General features: G+C 66.4%; 17 protein-coding genes. 6 read left to right on the forward strand and 11 right to left on the reverse strand.

Going from position 1 to position 18,726, the window contains the following annotated elements; all coding sequences use genetic code 11:
* The first annotated feature begins 217 nt into the window (after nucleotides 1–217).
* A complete protein-coding gene (locus JX552_RS09095) occupies nucleotides 218–859 on the forward strand; it encodes a TetR/AcrR family transcriptional regulator (protein ID WP_431195937.1) in 642 nt (213 codons plus the stop codon).
* Here the strand turns inward: JX552_RS09095 and helR are convergent.
* Nucleotides 796–2,970 (reverse strand): RNA polymerase recycling motor ATPase HelR, encoded by a 2,175-nt coding sequence (gene helR / locus JX552_RS09100; RefSeq protein WP_241010979.1) that lies wholly within the window; start codon nucleotides 2,968–2,970, stop codon nucleotides 796–798. The two genes, JX552_RS09095 and helR, sit on opposite strands and share 64 nt — an antisense overlap.
* A gap of 244 nt (nucleotides 2,971–3,214) precedes the next feature.
* Between helR and JX552_RS09105 the strand changes: the two genes are divergently transcribed.
* Entirely contained in the window at nucleotides 3,215–3,670 is a 456-nt protein-coding gene (locus JX552_RS09105; protein WP_205877027.1) for a CD225/dispanin family protein, read from the forward strand.
* Here the strand turns inward: JX552_RS09105 and JX552_RS09110 are convergent.
* Nucleotides 3,637–4,224, reverse strand: coding sequence for a TetR/AcrR family transcriptional regulator (locus JX552_RS09110; RefSeq protein ID WP_205877028.1), 588 nt, complete (start codon nucleotides 4,222–4,224; stop codon nucleotides 3,637–3,639). The genes JX552_RS09105 and JX552_RS09110 overlap by 34 nt on opposite strands.
* Nucleotides 4,221–4,544, reverse strand: a complete 324-nt coding sequence (locus JX552_RS09115; protein ID WP_205877029.1) for a DMT family transporter — start codon at nucleotides 4,542–4,544, stop codon at nucleotides 4,221–4,223. Before JX552_RS09115 ends, JX552_RS09110 begins: the two co-directional genes overlap by 4 nt.
* A gap of 299 nt (nucleotides 4,545–4,843) precedes the next feature.
* Between JX552_RS09115 and JX552_RS09120 the strand changes: the two genes are divergently transcribed.
* A complete protein-coding gene (locus JX552_RS09120; protein ID WP_205877030.1) occupies nucleotides 4,844–5,260 on the forward strand; it encodes a DoxX family protein in 417 nt (138 codons plus the stop codon).
* A 1-nt stretch (nucleotide 5,261) separates the two neighbouring features.
* On the opposite strand, the gene JX552_RS09125 is transcribed toward JX552_RS09120, so the two are convergent.
* The 3 genes from JX552_RS09125 to JX552_RS09135 form a co-directional block, all read right to left on the reverse strand.
* Nucleotides 5,262–5,972: a hypothetical protein gene (locus JX552_RS09125; RefSeq protein ID WP_205877031.1), complete on the reverse strand. Its 711-nt coding sequence runs from the start codon at nucleotides 5,970–5,972 to the stop codon at nucleotides 5,262–5,264.
* Nucleotides 5,972–6,802: an oxidoreductase gene (locus tag JX552_RS09130; RefSeq protein ID WP_205877032.1), complete on the reverse strand. Its 831-nt coding sequence runs from the start codon at nucleotides 6,800–6,802 to the stop codon at nucleotides 5,972–5,974. The genes JX552_RS09125 and JX552_RS09130 overlap by 1 nt, the downstream gene beginning before the upstream one ends.
* A gap of 73 nt (nucleotides 6,803–6,875) precedes the next feature.
* Nucleotides 6,876–7,139: a hypothetical protein gene (locus JX552_RS09135; RefSeq protein WP_205877033.1), complete on the reverse strand. Its 264-nt coding sequence runs from the start codon at nucleotides 7,137–7,139 to the stop codon at nucleotides 6,876–6,878.
* Between the two features lie 180 nt (nucleotides 7,140–7,319).
* On the opposite strand from JX552_RS09135, the gene JX552_RS09140 reads away from it, so the two are divergent.
* Nucleotides 7,320–8,018, forward strand: a complete 699-nt coding sequence (locus JX552_RS09140; RefSeq protein ID WP_205878335.1) for an MspA family porin — start codon at nucleotides 7,320–7,322, stop codon at nucleotides 8,016–8,018.
* 9 nt (nucleotides 8,019–8,027) lie between these two features.
* On the opposite strand, the gene JX552_RS09145 is transcribed toward JX552_RS09140, so the two are convergent.
* The 5 genes from JX552_RS09145 to JX552_RS09165 form a co-directional block, all read right to left on the reverse strand.
* Complete coding sequence (locus JX552_RS09145; protein ID WP_205877034.1) at nucleotides 8,028–8,693, reverse strand: nitroreductase family protein; 666 nt, start codon at nucleotides 8,691–8,693, stop codon at nucleotides 8,028–8,030.
* Complete coding sequence (locus JX552_RS09150; protein ID WP_205877035.1) at nucleotides 8,680–10,209, reverse strand: Hsp70 family protein; 1,530 nt, start codon at nucleotides 10,207–10,209, stop codon at nucleotides 8,680–8,682. The genes JX552_RS09145 and JX552_RS09150 overlap by 14 nt, the downstream gene beginning before the upstream one ends.
* A 595-nt stretch (nucleotides 10,210–10,804) precedes the next feature.
* Nucleotides 10,805–11,620: a class I SAM-dependent methyltransferase gene (locus JX552_RS09155; protein ID WP_346779314.1), complete on the reverse strand. Its 816-nt coding sequence runs from the start codon at nucleotides 11,618–11,620 to the stop codon at nucleotides 10,805–10,807.
* A gap of 137 nt (nucleotides 11,621–11,757) precedes the next feature.
* Entirely contained in the window at nucleotides 11,758–14,052 is a 2,295-nt protein-coding gene (locus tag JX552_RS09160) for a carbon starvation CstA family protein (RefSeq protein WP_205877037.1), read from the reverse strand.
* Nucleotides 14,053–14,076: 24 nt separating this feature from the next.
* A complete protein-coding gene (locus JX552_RS09165) occupies nucleotides 14,077–15,600 on the reverse strand; it encodes an ATP-dependent DNA ligase (RefSeq protein ID WP_205878336.1) in 1,524 nt (507 codons plus the stop codon).
* A 112-nt stretch (nucleotides 15,601–15,712) separates the two neighbouring features.
* On the opposite strand from JX552_RS09165, the gene JX552_RS09170 reads away from it, so the two are divergent.
* Together JX552_RS09170 and JX552_RS09175 are read left to right on the forward strand one after the other, a co-directional pair.
* Nucleotides 15,713–16,471 (forward strand): SDR family NAD(P)-dependent oxidoreductase, encoded by a 759-nt coding sequence (locus JX552_RS09170; protein WP_205877038.1) that lies wholly within the window; start codon nucleotides 15,713–15,715, stop codon nucleotides 16,469–16,471.
* Between the two features lie 78 nt (nucleotides 16,472–16,549).
* Nucleotides 16,550–18,715, forward strand: coding sequence for an acyl-CoA dehydrogenase family protein (locus tag JX552_RS09175; RefSeq protein WP_205877039.1), 2,166 nt, complete (start codon nucleotides 16,550–16,552; stop codon nucleotides 18,713–18,715).
* Nucleotides 18,716–18,726: the final 11 nt, after the last annotated feature.

Below are 18,726 nucleotides of genomic sequence, written 5' to 3' on the forward strand. Positions count from 1 at the left end.
GATCAGTTCGGCCCGACTGGGACCGGTGGCAGGAATTTCGTCGGAGGGCGTCTGATCAAGATCAGTCATCGCGGGTCTCATTCCTTGGAAATCTCACGAAAGCACGGGGAAACAAGGCAGACGGTCTGGCAGCGATGTTTGCACACCCGGCAGGCGAACGCCTGCTCAATACATGAACAGCGGCTATGCACTCGATATGCATTAGTCTCACGCTACGATGAAATATATGGCGAAGAAGGTGGCGACCCCAGGGCCACGCGATGAGCGCGGCGTGCTGCAGGCGCGAATCCTCAACGCCGCCAGGCAGGAATTCGCCACCCAGGGTTGGGCGGGGACCACGATCCGCGCGGTCGCTCGCGCCTCCGACGTCGACCCGGCGCTGGTGTATCACTACTTCGGCTCCAAGGAGCGCCTGCTCGACGCGGCCACGGATCCGCCGCCCAGGTGGCTGGAGACCGTCGCCCAGACATGGGCCACGCCACGTGACGAGTTGGGCACTCGTCTGGTGCGCACGGTGCTCGCGGCGTGGGCCGATGACGAGATCGGTCCGGTGCTGCGGGCCGTGGTGCTGACGGCCGCGCACGACGAGCGCACCCGGGAAAAGCTGCGCATGGTGGTGAAGCGCAGCCTCATCGGCGGCTCGACGCTGGGAACCGATGAAACGGATCGGTTGTGGCGCAGCGGGTTGATCGCCAGTCAGTTGATCGGCTTCGCGCTGATCCGCTACATCTGGAAGATCGAACCCGTCGCGTCGATGTCCGAAGACGACGTGGTTGCCGCCGTCGCACCCAACATTCAGCGGTATGTGGACTCAGACGTTTTCGCCAGGCCGCCCAGCACCGGCGGCAGCGGCTCCTGATGCAGGACGCCGAGGCGCTGGGTGGCGCGGGTGAGCGCTACGTAAAGCTCGGCGGCGCCGCGCGGGCCGTCGGCGACGATCCGCTGCGGATCCACCACCAGAACCGCGTCGAACTCCAGCCCCTTGGTCGCCGAGGGAACCACGGCGCCGGGCACCCCGGGCGGCCCGATCACCACGCTCGTGCCATCCCGGGAGGCTTCGTCGCGCACGAATTCTTCGATGGCAGAAACCAGCTGGTGCTGATCGACTTGTCGGGACCACGGTGGGACACCACATGCACGGACCGACTCCGGCGCCACGACGTCGGGTGCGAAGTCGGCCAGCAGAGCGGTGGCGACGGCCATGATCTCCGCGGGGGTCCGGTAGTTCACCGTCAGCGGACGGTAAACCCAGCGACCGGGCACATACGGCCGGAGCATGGCAGCCCAGGACGTCGCTCCGGCCGGTGACCGCCGTTGCGCGAGATCGCCTACCACCGTGAAGGATCGGGCCGGACAACGGCGCATCAATACCCGCCAGTCCATTTCGGACAGCTCCTGGGCTTCGTCGACCACCACATGCCGATACGTCCAATTCCGGTCCGCTGCAGCGCGTTCGGACAGTTCACGGAAATCGCGCTCGACGAACCGTTCGGCCAGGTCCTCGCCGTAGAGCAGGTCCTGGGCGAGCAGCTGGTCCTCGTCGTCCATCAGATCTTCGCGGCTGACCATGAGGTCAAGCACCCCGGCCGCATAGGCGGCCTCCTCGGCTTGCTCGCGCTCCGCCGCCTTCCTGGCGAGTTCCTCGGCTTCCTTGTTGACTCCCAGCAGGTCCACCAGTTCGTCCAGCAGCGGCACGTCGGACACCGTCCACGCGTCGCCGGTCTCTCGCCACAGCGCCGGGTCGGCACCGGCCGCGCGCAGCTTCTCGCGGGATTCGAGCAGTGCCGAGAGCACCTTGTCTGGTGTCAAGATCGGCCAGAGCTCGTCGAGTGCGGCCGCGAACGCGGCGTTGTCCGCGAGTTCCTCGATCAGCTCCTCCCGGAGCTTCTCCCACGCGTTGCGGTCCGACCGGGTCAGCCAGCCCCGGCCGATCTTGGCAATCGCGCGCTCAGTCAAGACCCAGGTGACGATGTCGGTGAATGCGGCGCGGGCCGCGTTGTGCGGCAGCCCGGTGGCGCGGGCCTCCTCCCTGGCCCACTGTGCCGTCTCGGCGTCGATGCGCAGGGTGACATCGGACAGTTTGATCGACAGCGGATCCTCCGGCAGCCGTTGGTGATCGGCTATCGCGGCAGCCAGCACGTCCAGAATCTTCAGTGCACCCTTGAGTTGCGCGGCGGTCGGTTCGTCTTCATCGGTGATGCGCCGGCCGGGTACGAGATCGCCGATGGTCATGAACACCACGGTGGATTCGCCCAGCGACGGCAGGACGCGGCTGATGTGATCGAGGAATTCCGGGTTCGGGCCGATGACAAGCACGCCGTGGCGTTCCATCCGCTCGCGCTGGGTGTAGAGCAGGTAGGCGACGCGGTGCAGTGCGACCACTGTCTTGCCGGTGCCGGGGCCTCCCTCGATCACCAGCACACCGGAGTGATCCAGCCGGATGATCGCATCCTGCTCGGCCTGGATGGTCGCAACGATATCGCGCATTCCGTCGCCCCGGGGGGCGTTGATCGCGGCGAGCAGGGCTGCGTCACTTGAACTTTCGTGCTTATCGCCGTCATCGGGCCGGCCCAGCACCTCGTCGGTGAAGTCGACGACGGCGCGTCCGCGGGTGTGGAACTGACGGCGTCGACGGATGTCCTCCGGGTGGGCCGCCGTGGCGGTGTAGAACGGGCGCGCCGCCGGCGCCCGCCAATCGATCAACAACGGTTCGTATTCGTTGTCTTCGTCGAGTAATCCGATGCGCCCGATGTAAGACCGGTGGCCCGAAACAGCGTCCAGCCGACCGAAACACAACCCGTCGTCGGCGACGTCGAGGCGCTTCATCCGCCGGGCCAGCGCCCGCACCTCGACATCGCGGTCCATCGGTGTTTCGCCGTCACCCCGTAATGCGTTGCTGTACCTCGACTTCGCTGCGGCGCGTTCCGCGTCCAGTCGTGCGTAGAGGCCGGTGACGTAGTCCTGTTCCATTTGCAGTTCCGCGTCGAACCCCTCCGTTGATTCCCGCAATGCAACCCCCAATTTTCGGGCCCCTATGCGGGTCCCGGTGTCCGGCCAGCCATTGTGCGGCATGACCCGGGCCTTGCCGCAAGCCCCAGGTGTCGCGATAGGGTGGTAGGGGCCATTCGGCCGTGGCCATCGGGCATTGACAGTCCCGATGCGGCAGTTCACTGTTAGGCGATATCCAGCTAACTCCCCGCCGCCTGGAGCCACCATGACCGCACCGCCGCCCGACAACTATCCGCCGCCTGGTGGTTACGAGCCACCGGGGGGTTATCCGCCCTACCAGGGCGGCGGGTACGCTCCACCCCCGCCGCCGCAGGGGCCCTACGGCGGCTATCCGCCACCGGGCGGCGGGTACCCGGGCAGCGGTTACCCACCGCCTTCGCCGCAACCGTACGGCGGGTTCTCGCCGCAGGGCCCCTACGGCCAGCCGGGAAAGCCGAACAATTATCTGGTGTGGGCAATCATCACGATCTTCCTGTGCACCATCCCGGGCATCGTGGCCACCGTGTACGCCAGCAAGGTCGACGGTCTGTGGGCACAGGGTCGGTGGGCCGAGGCCACCCAGTCCTCTAATACCGCCAAGACCTGGGCAATCGTCGCAACGGTGCTCGGCACCTTGCTCTGGCTGTCCTACCTGGGCCGGCTGGGCGCGCGCGTGTCGTAGCGATTGTCGGCCAATCGGGCGATGGCGTCGGTGAGCGCTTCGGTGCTCAGCGGGGTACCCGTTGCCAACGGGTGCGACATCGCGCCGTCGAGGAACACCGCGATGGCCTCCGCCGCCCGGCGCCCGACGCGCGGTTCCAGCAATGCGACGATGCCTTCGTTCCACACCCGCGCCAAGGGCCGCAGCTCGGCTCGGTAGCTGGCCGCCAGATACAGCTCGTTGAGCGTCCGATACCGGTCGTGATCGGCCAGATAGTCGGCGGTGAGCTGGGCCAGGGCGGCGGGTAGGTCGGTGCCGGCGTCCAATATCCGCCGCCACTCTTCCAGGTGCGCGGCAGAGGTGGCGGCCGCGTGTGTCAGCGCGGCTTCCCGCAGCTCGCCGAGATCGCCGAAATAGTACGTCGTTGACCCCACCGGCACATCCGCCTCGGACGCCACCAGGCGGTGCGTCAGCTGGCCGAGCCCGCGACGGGCGATTACCCGGGTGGCCGCTTCGACGATCGCCTGACGGCGACCGGCCGGGTCGCGCGGCCGGCGTTCGCGCGCGGAACTCAATGCGCACCCCCCAGGTTCAACGTGACCACACCGCCGACGATCAAGCCGACGCCGATCACCTTCGCCGCCGACAAGGGGGATCCGAGAAACGCCACCGCGATGAACACGATCACGGCCGTCCCGATCGCCGACCACAACGCATAGGCGACGTCGGTCTGCATCCCGCGTGAGATGGACAGCGCCAGCAACGCGAAGGAGACGGCATAACCGAGCAGGCAGATCACGGTCGGCCACAGTCGAGTGAAGCCTTCGGTGCTCTTGAGGATGCTGGTGGCCGCGACCTCCGCGAAGATGGCGACGAACAGAAACAGGTAGGCCACGATCGCCCTTTCCGTAGTGTACATAAGTACATGTACAAATGTACACTACCAGACGACGGTGGACAGCCTGTCGCACAGGTAGCTGCGCGCAGGCTGTGGTTGGACCCCGGCGCCGACTCGGTGAATTGTGCAAAATCGATTGCGACACAGGCCACGTGAGGCTCAAGCAAAGACGGGATGGTCAGGGATGTTCTGCCTGCCGACGACACCAGGGATTGCAGTCCAGGCTGGTGGCATGGCGTGAGAGGCGCCCGCGCCGCTATTCGGACATGCCGGGCGACGACCGTAACGTGGGCATTATGACGAACGACCTCAACCGCCGCCTGGCCGGGATGTCGCCGGCCGTCCTGAGCCTGTTCCGGTTGGTCTACGGACTGCTTTTCGCCGGCTACGGCTCGATGATCCTGTTCAGCTGGCCCGTCTCGTCCGGGTATCCGGTCGAACTCGGTGACTGGCCCGGCTGGTACGCCGGGGTGATCGAGCTCGTGGCCGGACTGCTGATCGCGGTGGGACTGTTCACCCGCATCGCCGCCTTCATCGCGTCCGGGCAGATGGCGGTGGCGTATTTCTGGATGCATCAGCCACTGACGCTCTGGCCGATCGGCCCTCCGCCCGAAGGCAATGGGGGGACACCGGCGATCCTTTTCTGCTTCGGCTTCTTCCTGCTGATTTTCCTGGGGCCCGGGCGCTACGCGGTGCGCGGAAATCGATTGTAGTTCAGATGATTCCGTCCACCTGCTCGCTACAGTAGGTCCGCTTGGGCTGGGGGAACGTCACGGTACGCGCTCCCGACGGGCAGGCGGAAGTGTCGATCGTGTTGTCCAATCGCGTGGTGATTCGCACCACGCTGCCGCCGGTGCCGCAACTCACCGCGCGAATGGTCTCACCGTTGTGGTCGGAGGAATAGCAATGACTGACAAGCAGATTGGGTATGAAGCAGCGTCGATACCCGTCGTGCTCGACGGACAGGTAGGCGCTGCTCTCCAGCTTGCCGTCGGGACAGTTTCCGCCGGCGTCGACCTTGGCGGCGTATTCCAGCACCGCTTCGGGGTTGCTGCAGCTCTTGGCCTTCCAGCGCTGCTTGTCCAGGATCTCGTTGGTGAAACAGTCGCCCAGCGCCAGGCGGGAACTCCGTCCGGCGGCCAGGGCCACCGTGCCGACGATCCCGAGAGCGCTCAGGGCGAGCAACGCGACGCCGGTGATGATCAGGCCGGTGCCGGACTTTCGCGGTGGCGGAGGCAACGGTGGATATACGCTGCCGGGGTATCCGGGGAACGCGGGCGGATAGCCGGGCGGGTAACCCGGCGGGTAACCGACGGGGTCCTGAATGTGCGGCGCCGAACGATTCCGCAATCCGATGATCAGCAGGGTCATCCCCATCGCAGCGAGGACGACCACACCGATGATCCCCAGCACCGCCGCTTGCATCAGCTGTCCAGGTTGGTGCTGGTGGTGAACTCTTCCCAGGCGGCGACCTCGGCCGCCCGCCGCTCGGCGATGTGGCGGTAGGAGAATAGAGCGTCCTGCCCGAGCAACAGGAAGGCCGGCGGCTCGTCGGATTCGACGGCGGTGATGATCACCTTGGCCGCCTTGGTCGGGTCGCCGGCCTGACTGCCGTGCATGGTGTCGTTCTCTCTGCGACGGCGTCCGGCAGTCTCGGCGTAGTCGTCGATGACGGTGGACGACTGGGTCAGCGATCGCCCGGCGAAATCTGTTCGGAAGGCGCCAGGTTCGACGACAGTGACCGAAATGCCGAGGGGCGCAAGCTCACCGTGCAGCGCCCCGCTCATGCCTTCCATCGCGGCCTTGGCGGCCGAGTAGTAGCCCGATCCCACCGGCGTCAGCTGCACACCGATGGAGGAGATGTTGACGATCGCACCGCGGCGGCGCTCCCGCATGCCCGGCAGCACCGCCTTGATCATGGCCACGCTGCCGAAGAAGTGCGTTTCGAACAGTGCTCGCACCTCGGCGTCGTCACCCTCTTCGATCGCCGCGCGATACCCGTAGCCGGCGTTGTTGACCAGGACGTCGATGCCGTCGAACCGTTCCTTGGCCTGCTGCACCGCGGCGTCGATCTGGTCGGTGTCGGTGACGTCGAGGGCGACGGCTAGGGTGCGGTCGGCTGCGGTTTCGGCCAGGTCGGCGACCTTCGTGACGTCGCGTGCGGTAACGACGACGTTGTGGCCGGCGTCGATGATCGCCTCGGCGAGAGCGCGTCCGATGCCGGTCGAACAACCGGTTATCAGCCAGGTGGACATCGGCGCTGTTCCTTCCGGTCAGAGGCCATCGAGGCCGCAGGCGGAACGGACTTCGCGACGTGCCTCGGCCGACTCAGAATCCCATCTTCTGGCACTTGACGTTTCGGTTCTGACAGTACATTCCGCTACCGGTCCATTCCTTGGGTCCGGGGCCGTTTTGAGAGGCGTCCCGGTCGCGTGGATCGAGGGTCAGCCCCGGGATGATGATGAGAAGATCGTCGATGATCTGAGGTACCGAGTCCTCGGGATCGGCTCGGGCGACGCCGGCGCTGCCAACCAGTGCAGTCAGCGCGACCAGGGCAGCCGCGAGAGCTGATGCGATCCTGTGACGTGTCATCGGTCGCCCTCCCTGCCGATCGGCGCGATCCACCGGCTAACGGGGAGTCTACTCGCCGCCCAGCTTGTCCAGCCTCCCGTGCCTGCGTCGCGAACCAGCCACAAACGTGCAACAACTCTGAAATGGCGCCTCGCGGCAAACCCGGCGAGTGCTGCCGCCGTGCCTAGCGTGTAGGCCGTGATGCCGATTTCCGCGGTCCTTCGCCGTGCTGCGGTCTTCGCTGTGTGCCTTGTGTTGTCGACTCCGGCGGTGCCGGGCAATGCCCAACCCGACGCCGAACCGGTGTCGGGCACGGCGTCGCCGGCCGATGGGTTGCTGCCGCCCGGCGCACCCGCTCGGATCACTACGCCCGATGGCTGGACACTAGCTCTGGGGGCGAAAGACGAGAAACAGGTACCCGTCGCGCCGTTGACCACCGCGGCGTCGTCGCGTGAATACCTCTCCAGCGGAGTGTTCGTCGCGTCGCTGGTGGGACCCGAAGCGGCGCACGGCATTTTGGAGGTTGGATTCGAAATCGGCTGCGGCATCGACATGAGCACTGCCAACGGCGTCACTATGGCCAACGGCGGCGGCATCGCGCCGTCTCTCGGCGCGGAGTTGCCGCTGGGGCCTGGCCAGCCGCCGGTACTGCTGCCGCTGATCACCGGCTCGTATAACGGGGTGGTCAGCGTCGGCCTCAAACCCGGGTTCGTGGTCGTGGTCCCGGTGGTCAGAAAAGAGTTCAAGGGCCCGAACCCCTGGATCATGATCAGCGACTTCCACATCAAGATCGACGGATGCGTCGGTCAGTCGTTCATCCGCTCGTATTCGACCCTGACCCGCATCACCGACGAATCCGACGTCGTGGTGTCCTACGTCGGCACGACCAAGGCCGTCTGACTGCCGGCGTCAGCCCGTGAACGCCGGGCCGTCGAAGCGATCCTGGGTGACGAACTCCGCGACCGGCCGGCGGCGTAGTTTCGTCAGCTGGCGCTGCGGTCGGCCGAGCGGCACGAGTGCCGCGACCGCGTGCGTGTCCGGAATTCCCAACAGGTCGCGAATCGCGTCTTCGCGGGCAATGGCCATCGTCGTGATGGTGCCGCCGTATCCCTCGCTGCGAGCGGCCAGCAGGATGCTCCACACCAGGGGATATACTGACGCGCCGCCGGCTAGACCGACGCGGTCCAACCCCTGATCCAGGGCCGCCACCACGTTCAGGTCCACCGACACGACCAGCACGACCGGGGCGTTGATCGTCGGCGCGATGAACCTCTCGGGGACTTCGGTCTGGTCGATGACGTCTTGTGACACCGCGCTGGGAAGCATGGCATTCCAAGGGTTTTCACCGGCCGTCAGCTGGGCGAAATAGCGGCGGGCGGCCGGTGCGCCGAGTTCTGCGAGCCGACGGCGAGTGTCGGGAGCACGCACCACCGTGATGTGCGCGCCTTGGCGGTTGCCGCCGCTTGGCGCGAATCGGGCATTGTCGATGATGCGGTACAACACTTCATCGGGCACTGCGTCGTCGGTGAATTCCCGAGCGGCGAAAGTGCTTCGCATGACGTCATAGAGCTCCATGGCCCCGCCGTTCCAGCCGGAAAGTGCGTTGAATGCCAGTCGGCTGGGTGGTGAGGGTGACTTCCACCGCGCCCGTAGGCGCAACGGTGTAGATCTCTTCGACGTCGGGGCCTTCGGGCCACCGGCCCACCGGTTGGCGGCCCAGATCGTCGCGGTCGCGTAGGGCCGGGTCGAACGGGAACAGGACCGGATCATAGGGCGTGACGTCGCCGTCGGGCCGCCCGTTGACCACGCGGCTGCACTCCACGAACCGGAAGTGCCCGATGTTGTGCGCCGCCCGATACTTACGGCTGACAACCAGCGGGGTGCGCCCGTCGGCAGGCAGGGCGGCGTCTTTGGGCACGATCGGGTCGAAGACTACGTCGGCGCCGGCGTGCGCCTCCCGGAACACTCCGAAATGCCGTGAAAAACGTTCGGATAGAACGAAACCCGACTCGGTATCGAGGAAGACGGCAAGTCCGATGGCCGTCGCGGCAAACGGGTGCGGGGAGCGCTTGACCCGCTTGTCGCCGAAGCTTGCGCGCAGCATGCGCGAGACGATGGGGAAGCTGCCCGCACCGCCCACCACGTAGATGCCCGCCACTTCCGACCACGGGACGTCCCTGCCGTCCCCGACCGGGTCGTGCAGGACGCGTGAAAGAAGCTCGGTGGTCTTATCGACGAGCGGCGCACAGGCCGCGTAGACATCGTCGATCGGACAGGAAAACGGTGGCCGGTCGACACCGTCGATCACCGTGAGGTCGACCAGGAAACGCCGTGTCTGCGGGCCGACCGCCTCTTTGCGGGTGGCACATTCCTCGACCAGGAGCTCATGGGGGGCGCCCCGCGGCGCCGGCAGCGCTGAGTCGGCCAGCACCAACTGTGCGATCGCCTCGTCGAAGTCGTCTCCGCCGAGGCGTTGGATTCCCTCGCTGACCACGACTTCGTTGACGTGGCCGGCCATCTTCAACAGTGAGGCGTCGAAGGTGCCGCCGCCCAGGTCGTAGATCAGGACGTACTCGCGTTTGGCGGTGATCGTGGAGCGGTACCGGTGGGCGTATTCCAACCCGGCGGCGGACGGCTCGTTCAACAGTGCGACGACCTCGAAACCCGCCGCCGCGAAGGCATCGAGCGTCATAAAGCGTTGTGCGCTCGAGGAATTGGCCGGCACGCTGATCGCGGCCTGGACGGCTTCGCCGCTGACGGCGCCGGCGTTCGAGCGCAGGATCAGATCACTCTTGAGTTGCGCCAGGAATCCGGTGAGCAGGTCCGTCAACCGGTATTCGTGGCCGGCCAACCTCACCGTGGTCTGCGGGCCGGCGTCGTTGAGCAGACGTTTGAACGACCTGAGCACCTCCCAGCCGGGTTCGTGGCGGACGGTGGCGGCGTCCAAACCGAAGCGCAACTCACCTGCGGGGTTGGCCGCGATCACCGACGGCCACGCGTCCACACCGTCGTAGGCGACGACCGGGTAGTTGCCACGGTCGACGATCGCAGCGACGGTGTGAGTGGTGCCGAAGTCGATGCCGACTCTCATTCCGCACAATTCTAGGTCCCGGCAAGGCAGTTCGGCACCATCGCGTCACCTGCGCGCCGTGGCCGAGCTAGCGGCGCGGTGCGGACATGTCGCTGGTCAGCCAATAGGCAAGTGTGTTCGGGAACGTCACTTTGCGACCTAAAACCCTAGTGGGACCGCGGGAGTGTTGACCGGCTGAACCCGACGCTGCCGATCCGGTTTTCAACCTGATCGTCGTCGGTAAGGTCGCGCTGACGTATAACGCCGGTATCGAGCAGCTGCCGGGTTTGCTTCCCTAGGCGGTGGCGACCATCCAGTCGAACGACTCGGTTCAGGCGATCTGGCGCGGAGGAAGAAAACAAACCTGGCCATCTCGTTGGTCCGTAACGTAGGCAATTCAACGGTCAATCTATGCCCGACGCACACTTGTGTTTTTCGGACGGGCTCGTAGGTCGCACCATGAATAAGCCGCCGAGCGCGCGCCCACCGCTCGGACACTTTTTCGCGGATCCCGTATTTGGTGAGTTCGCTCGGATTTTCGCGAGATAGGGATGTGTCGTCATCGGGTTCCGTTGACCGGCGCTTTTCTCGAAAGCAAGGTCTGCGGAGGTTGTGTCTACCGTGCGGTCCGCCGAAATTTCACACCCCGCGTCCGAATGCCTCGGGCGCGCGGGCCGGAATGCGACGGCTCCGCCGCGGACGCGAGAAATTCATCAAGGTAGGAGAAATGCTTGAGGTTCAGCAAGCGTTCACGGTCGGCGACCAAATCTGAGTAGTCGAGCGCCTCGACCTCGGCAGCGGAGTAGGACAATCGCGATTCCGGTTTTCCCTTCCGTAGGACCCCGACGCCGAAATCGCAGTTCAGCACCGCGACGCGCAAGTCGTCACGCGTGCTACGCAGATGGACGATCGCCTTCCATACGTCGCCGCTCCAAAGCCACTGCCACCAGCGGGCATGCGCCCGAAAGTCGCTGTGGCTCTCCGCGGGGCGACCGATGTGCTCGTATACCGGGTTGCAATCGTGCAGGATGATGACGCCGTCCTCGCGGAGGTAGCGCAGAGTGTTCTCGACGTCCCGCACGACCTGCGGGTAGGTGTGCAGCCCGTCGATGAGCGCGACGTCCAGTTGCCGTTGTGTCAAGAACGCCTTCTCGTTTTCGAAGAACGCGTCGCTGGACATCTCGAAGTAGTGTGTCGCGCGCGCTTTCTCGGCGGCCAGCCGACGCGAACGCGCAGAAAGTTTGAACTCGGGGTCCACGGCAATCTTCTCGTCGGCCCAAATGCGTCGGAGAGCGTATCCGCGACACACCCCGATTTCCAGGTAGACAGGATTCTGGCGCGCGTTCAGCGCTTGCTTCACGGCTTTAATTCGGGTGAATTCATCTCCGACGTACCAGCCGTGCCATGGTTTCCCGACGCCCTGGGGACGTATCGCGTTGAGCCTTGCCTGGATTGACACGTGACGGAACTTTACAATGTGGCGGCCCGGCAGGGCAGGAGGCAAATTTTCTACCTTCGCCATGCGTGCACAACGCACGTGCTTCGAACTCTCTGCATCGCCGGTCCTGACTAGCTGGGGCGCGGAGTCGGAACTCCATCCCATTGACGCTGCACGTCGCGTTCGGCTGCGGTGGGAATCAATCCCGACGGGGCGAACCGCCGGGAGTTGACCTGGTCGTCTTCGCTCAACGGCCCCCCGGAACCCCGAATCGCCTTGACTGAAGCCAGGATTCCCGCAACGACCACCACGATGACGACAGTTGCGAACGCGATCGACAGAGTGCCCTGGATGAAGGCGTTGCGGATGACGTCGTCGATCTGGGCGGCGTCGGTCGCCGAACCGAACGCGGTCTTGCCGGCCTGCTTGGCCGCCAAGTACTGGCCATACTGGGTCCAGTAGCCGACTTTGGGGTCCGCGGAAAAGATCTTCTGCCAGGATGCCGTCAATGTGACGGCCAGGTCCCACAACAGCGGAAAGCCCGGGATCCACGCCCATTTCGCGTGGCCGCTCTTGATGACGATCACCGTGATGACGGTCAGCGCTATCCCCGCGAGTAGCTGGTTGGCGATTCCGAACAAGGGATACAGCGAGTTGACGCCACCCAACGGGTCGGTCACCCCGAGCAGTAGGGTGCCGCCCCACGCGGCGACCACCACCAGGCTGCACAGCCACGCGCCCGGGCGCCAGCTGGGATTGCGGAACTTGCGCAGCGGAGCGCCCAGGTTTCCGAGTGCGTCGGACACCATGAATCGCGCGACCCTGGTACCGGCGTCGACGGTGGTCAGGATGAACAGCGCCTCGAACATGATCGCGAAGTGGTACCAGAAGGCTTTCAGGCCCGTGCCGCCGAACACCCGATGCAGAATCTCCGACATGCCGAAGGCAAGGGTGGGGGCGCCGCCGGTACGCGAGACGATCGTCTTTTCGCCGACGCCGGCAGCGGCTTGGTTGATCTGCTCCGCGGTTGCCGGCGGGCCGCTCAGCCCGAGCCCGTTGACGTACCGCGCTGCGGTGGCAGCGGTGTTGTGAGTCTGCGGCGACGGCGCGTTGATCGCAAAGTACAAGTGCTGGTCGAGAATGGCCGCGGTCAGCAGTGCGATGACGGCGACGAACGACTCGGTGATCATGCCGCCGTAGCCGATGAGGCGCATCTGCCCTTCCTTTTCGAGCAGCTTCGGCGTCGTGCCTGAGCAGACGAGCGAATGGAAGCCCGAAAGCGCACCACAGGCGATGGTGATGAAAAGAAACGGAAACAACGAGCCGGCGAACACCGGACCATCGCCGCTGACGGCGAACCGCGAGACCGGGGGTGCCTCGATGGCCGGGTGCGCCACACAGACGCCTACCGCCAGCAGGGTGATGGTGCCGACCTTCATGAAGGTCGACAGATAGTCGCGCGGCGCAAGCAGGAGCCACACCGGCAGCACCGATGCCGCCAGGCCGTAGCTGATGAGCAGCCAGGCCAGCGTGACCGGCGACAGGGTGAACCACCTCGCGCCCCAGGACGTTCCGGCGACCCAGTCACCGGAGATCACGGCGAGCAGGAGCAGGACCACCCCTATCGCCGACACCTCCGCTATTCGTCCGGGACGAAGGAACCGCAGATAGCAGCCCATGAACAGGGCGATCGGGATGGTCATGGCGATCGAGAAGACGCCCCACGGGCTCTGCGCCAGCGCGCGAACGATGATCAGCGCGAGCACCGCAATCAGGATGGTGATGATGACCGGTACCCCCAGCAGCGCCGCCGCTCCGGCGATCGCACCGAGTTCGTCGCGGACCATCTGACCCAGTGACCGGCCGCGTCTGCGGGTGGAGATCCACAGCGTCAGGTAGTCCTGCACGCATCCGCCGAGCACGGCGCCGACGACGATCCAGATGCTGCTGGGCAGGTAACCCATCTGTGTCGCAAGCACCGGGCCGACGAGCGGACCGGCGCCCGCGATCGCGGCGAAATGGTGGCCGAACACCACCCGCCGGTCGGTCGGCAGGTAGTCAGTGCCGTCGTCGAGAATCTCCGCCGGTGTCGCGAGGTCGTCCCGCGGACGCACGATCTTCGCCTCGACCAGCGGGGCGTAGAACCGGAACGCAACGACGTAGGTGCAGACCGCGGCGATCACGACCCAGACCGCGTTGACCGTCTCGCCGCGGACGAAGGCGACGATCGTCCATGCGGTCGCGCCGACAAGGGCGATGAGGCCGAAGACGATCTTGTGTCCGAGGGTGATCGGCGAGCGATCGATGATCGCGACAGGTGGCAGGTCAGGTTCGGTGCGGATATAGCTGATGTCGCTGTTCACGGGCTCCCTTCCAGCGTCCGATACGAAAATGAATCTACCGATGCCGCCCCTGGTGTGTCGCATCGTGGATTCGGGCTCGGCGCTGGATCAGTACATGGCGCGTACCGCGTCGATGGTGTCCGCCTCGACGGGGCTCTTGTCCTCGCGGTAACGCACCACTCTGGCGAATCGCAGCGCCACGCCGCCGGGATAGCGCGAAGACCCCTGCACCCCGTCCAGGGCGATCTCGACCACCTGCTCGGGTCGGACCCGCACGACGTAGCCGTCCGTGCCGTCGGTCGCCAACTCGGTGAACCGCTGCGTCTGCCACTCCAGCAGGGCGTCCGTCATCCCCTTGAAGGTCTTGCCGACCATGACGAACCCGCCGGACTGCGGATCGCGTGCACCGAGATGGATGTTGGACAACTTGCCGCGGCGCCGCCCAGAGCCCCACTCCACGGCCAGCACCACCAGGTCCAGGGTGTGCACCGGTTTGATCTTCAACCAGCCCGCGCCGCGCCGGCCGGCCTGATACGGCGCGCCCGGCGCCTTGGCCATCACCCCTTCGTGGCCCGCGGCCAGCGTCGCGTCGAGAAAGGCGGCCGCGGTCGCCGGATCGGAGGTGGCCAGCCGGTCCACCCGGTGCTGCGCGGGCACCAGTTCGTCCAGCGCCGCGAGCCGCTCGGTGGTCGGCGCGTCCAGCAGATCGGTACCGTCCCGGTGCAGGATGTCGAAGAAGAACATCGACAGGGGCTGCTTGTCGCGCGCCGCTGGGACGTCCACGGATCGTCCAAACCGGGACGCGGTCACCTGAAAGCGGTGCGGCCTGTTGTCCGGGCGCAGGGCGATCGCCTCGCCGTCGGCGATCAGGTCGGTCACCGGCAGGGCCAGCGTGGCTTCCACCACCTCGGGCAGCCGTGCGGTGACGTCGTCGAGGCTGCGGGTATAGACGGTGACGTCGTCGCCGCGGCGGTGGATCTGCACTCGCGCGCCGTCCAGCTTTGCTTCGAAAATCGTTGTGCCATCGTGGCGTTCGAGTGCGCCGCCGACGTCGGTCGCGGTCTGCGCCAACATCGGCCCGACCGGCCTTCCGACCTGCAACGTGAAGGCACCCAGCGAGCCGCCGCCGAGGGCGGCCGCGGCGACCGCCGGCAGGTCCCCGCCCAGCATTGCGGCCCGTTGCACCGCGGCGGCGGGAAGCCCGGCGGCCTTGGCCACGGCGTCGGTCATGATCCCGATCAGGGCGCCCTGGCGCAGCTCGCCGCCGAGGAGGCGAACCAGGAACGTCTGCTCGGTTTCGGTGGCCGCGGCGAACAGACCGGTCAGCAGGCCGGCGCGGCGCGCTTGGGAACCCTTGCCCGCGACGGCGCCGATCTCGGTGAAGGTGGCATCCACCTGTCCGACGCTCAGCGCAGGACCAGATGCGGGCGGCGGCAGTGAGCGCAGCGCGGCATAGCCGACCCCGATCTGGCGTTGCCGCAGCTCGCCGGAAAGCCAGGAGACCGTGGTTGCGACCAGCTCGGGATCGTCGGCAGCACCGCGCAGCAATTCGGCGATGTGGGCGACTTTGGTCAGCCGCGAGGAGGTGGCGCCCACGGTGAGCGAAGTGCGTGCGACGTCGAGGAGGAGCACGGTTTCGAGCTTGGCATGACTCGGTGACATGGTGCTCGGCCAGACGCGTTAACGTGACGGTCTGACGTTACAAATTGCAGGGAATCTGACAACCCAGATATTGGAGGTTCGGGTGGAGATCAGCGGGAAGAAAGTCGTCGTCATCGGCGGCGCCTCGGGAATGGGACGGGCCAGCGCCGAACTTCTGCACCAGCGTGGCGCCCGGGTCGCGGTGCTCGACCGGGAGAGTTCGGACGGCAAGGCGGTAGCCGACGGAATCGACGGCAAGTTCTATCCGGTCGACGTCACCGACTTCCCCGGCACCGAGCAGGCGCTGCAGGCGGCGGTCGACGATCTCGGTGGCCTGCACGTCACGGTGACCACCGCCGGCGGCGGGATCGCCAAGCGGACCATGACCAAGTCCGGCCCGCACGACCTCGAGTCGTTTCAATCCGTTATCGACCTGAACCTGATCGCCACCTTCAACATCAGCCGGCTGGCCGCCGCCCACATGGCCAAGAACGACCCGGAGGATGACGAGCGCGGCGTCATCATCAACACCGCGTCCATCGCGGCGTTCGAGGGCCAGATCGGGCAGGTCGCCTACACCGCAGCCAAGGCCGGTATCGCGGGCATGTGCCTGACCATGGCGCGCGACCTCGGGTCGTTGGGCATCCGGGTGTTGGCGATCGCGCCGAGCCTGTTCGCCACCGGGTTGACCCAGGGCATCCCGGACGAATTCGCGGTGGCGCTGACGAAGGACGCCGCATTTCCCAAGCGGCTCGGCCGGCCCGAGGAGTACGCCAAATTGGTTGCGGCCATCGTGGACAACCCGATGCTCAACGGTCAGTGCCTGCGTCTTGACGCGGGGCAGCGGTTCGCGCCCAAGTAGTACCCCGGCCGGGTCAGCCGCCCGCGGCGCATTGAGTACACTCTTTAGAGATTCACCAGCGCCGCGAGGAGGACCCGCATGGGTATCGCACTGACCGACGACCATCGCGAACTCGCCGAGGTGGCGCGCGGGTTTCTGACGTCCCAGAAGGCGCGCGCGGCGGCGCGGTCGCTGCTCGACGCGCCGGAGGAGGCGCGGCCCTCGTTCTGGCAGGGCTTCGTCGAACTGGGCTGGCTCGGTCTGCACATCGCCGAGGAGCATGGCGGATCTGGTTACGGCCTGCCCGAACTGGTGGTGGTGATCGAAGAACTCGGCCGCGCGGTGGCCCCTGGGCCGTTCGTGCCTACCGTCATCGCCTCGGCGGTGATCGCCCACGCCGGGACCGCCGCTCAGCAGTCCCGGCTGTTGCCGGGCCTGATCGACGGAACCGTTGCCGCGGGGGTCGGTCTGGTTGGGAGCGTTCGGGTTTCGAACGGCGTTGCCGACGGGGAGGCCGGGATCGTGCTCGGCGCCGGGTTGGCGGACCTGCTGGTGCTCACTGCCGGTGACGACGTGCTGGTGCTGAACCGCGGACGGTCCGGCATCTCCGTCGAGGTGCCGGAGAACCTCGACCCGACCCGACGCTCCGGCCGCGTTCGACTGGATAACGTCACCGTGACCGACGACGACATCCTGTCCGGCGCGGCCGCCTCGGCCCTGGCCCGGGCGCGGACGCTGCTGGCCGCCGAGGCCGTCGGCGGTGCGACCGACTGTGTCGAATCGGCGGTCGAATATGCCAAGGTGCGCAAGCAGTTCGGCCGCACCATCGCGACTTTCCAAGCCGTGAAACATCATTGCGCGAACATGCTGGTGGCGGCGGAGTCTGCGCTGGCCGCCGTGTGGGATGCCGCCCGCGCGGCGTCGGAGAACGAAGAGCAGTTCCGGTTGGTCTCGGCCGTCGCCGCCACACTGGCCTGCCCCGCCTACGCGCGGAATGCGGAGCTCAACATTCAGGTGCACGGTGGCATCGGCTTCACCTGGGAGCACGACGCGCATCTGCATCTGCGCCGCGCCCTGGTCACCTCAGCCCTGCTGGGCGGTGACGCGCCGGCCAGTGACGTCTTCGATCTCACCGCGGCCGGAGTCGTGCGGGAGAACAGTTTGGACCTCCCGCCGGAGGCCGAGGAGTTGCGCACCCAGATCCGTGCTGACGCCACCGAACTCGCCAGGCTGGAGAAGAAGGCGCAGCGCGACAAGCTCATTGAGACGGGTTACGTGATGCCGCACTGGCCCAAGCCGTGGGGTCGGGCCGCCGACGCGGTGGAGCAGCTCGTCATCGAAGAGGAGTTCCGCGCGGCGGGCATCCGGCGTCCCGACTACGGGATCACCGGTTGGGTCATCCTCACGCTGATTCAGCACGGCACCGATTGGCAGATCGAAAGGTTCGTGGAGAAGGCGCTGCGCAAGGACGAGATCTGGTGCCAGTTGTTCTCCGAACCCGAGGCCGGCTCGGATGCGGCGTCGGTCAAGACCCGCGCCACCCGGGTCGACGGCGGCTGGAAGATCAACGGGCAAAAGGTGTGGACCAGTGGGGCGCAGTACTGCGCGCGAGGTCTGGCCACCGTGCGCACCGACCCGGAGGCGCCCAAGCACGCGGGGATCACCACCGTCATCGTGGACATGAAAGCCCCCGAAGTCGAGGTGCGCCCGCTCCGGCAGATCACTGGCGGCGCGGAGTTCAACGAGGTGTTTTTCAACGACCTGTTCGTGCCCGACGAGGACGTGGTCGGGGCGCCCAACTCCGGGTGGACGGTGGCGCGCGCCACGCTGGGCAACGAGCGGGTCAGCATCGGCGGCAGTGGCTCGTTCTACGAGGGGTTGGCCTCCGAACTGGTCAAGCAGACCCAACGTCGTTCAGATCAGTTGGCGGGCGCGGTGATTCGGGTGGGCACCTATCTGGCCGAGGAGAATGCGCTGCGACTGCTCAACCTGCGGCGCGCCGCCCGCAGCGTGGAGGGTGCTGGTCCGGGGCCCGAAGGCAATGTCACCAAGCTGAAGCTGGCTGACCACATGATCGAGGGCGCTGCCATTTCGACGGCCCTGGCCGGTCCGGAGACGGCACTGCTGGATGGCCCCGCGGCAATGGCCGGACGCATGGTGATGGGTGCGCGCGGCATGGCGATCGCCGGCGGGACTTCGGAGGTCACCCGCAACCAGATCGCCGAGCGGATTCTCGGCATGCCGCGCGACCCGCTGATCAACTGAGACGCGTCTGC

The organism is Mycobacterium gordonae, from assembly GCF_017086405.1.
GTDB classification, from domain to species: Bacteria; Actinomycetota; Actinomycetes; order Mycobacteriales; family Mycobacteriaceae; genus Mycobacterium; species Mycobacterium gordonae_D.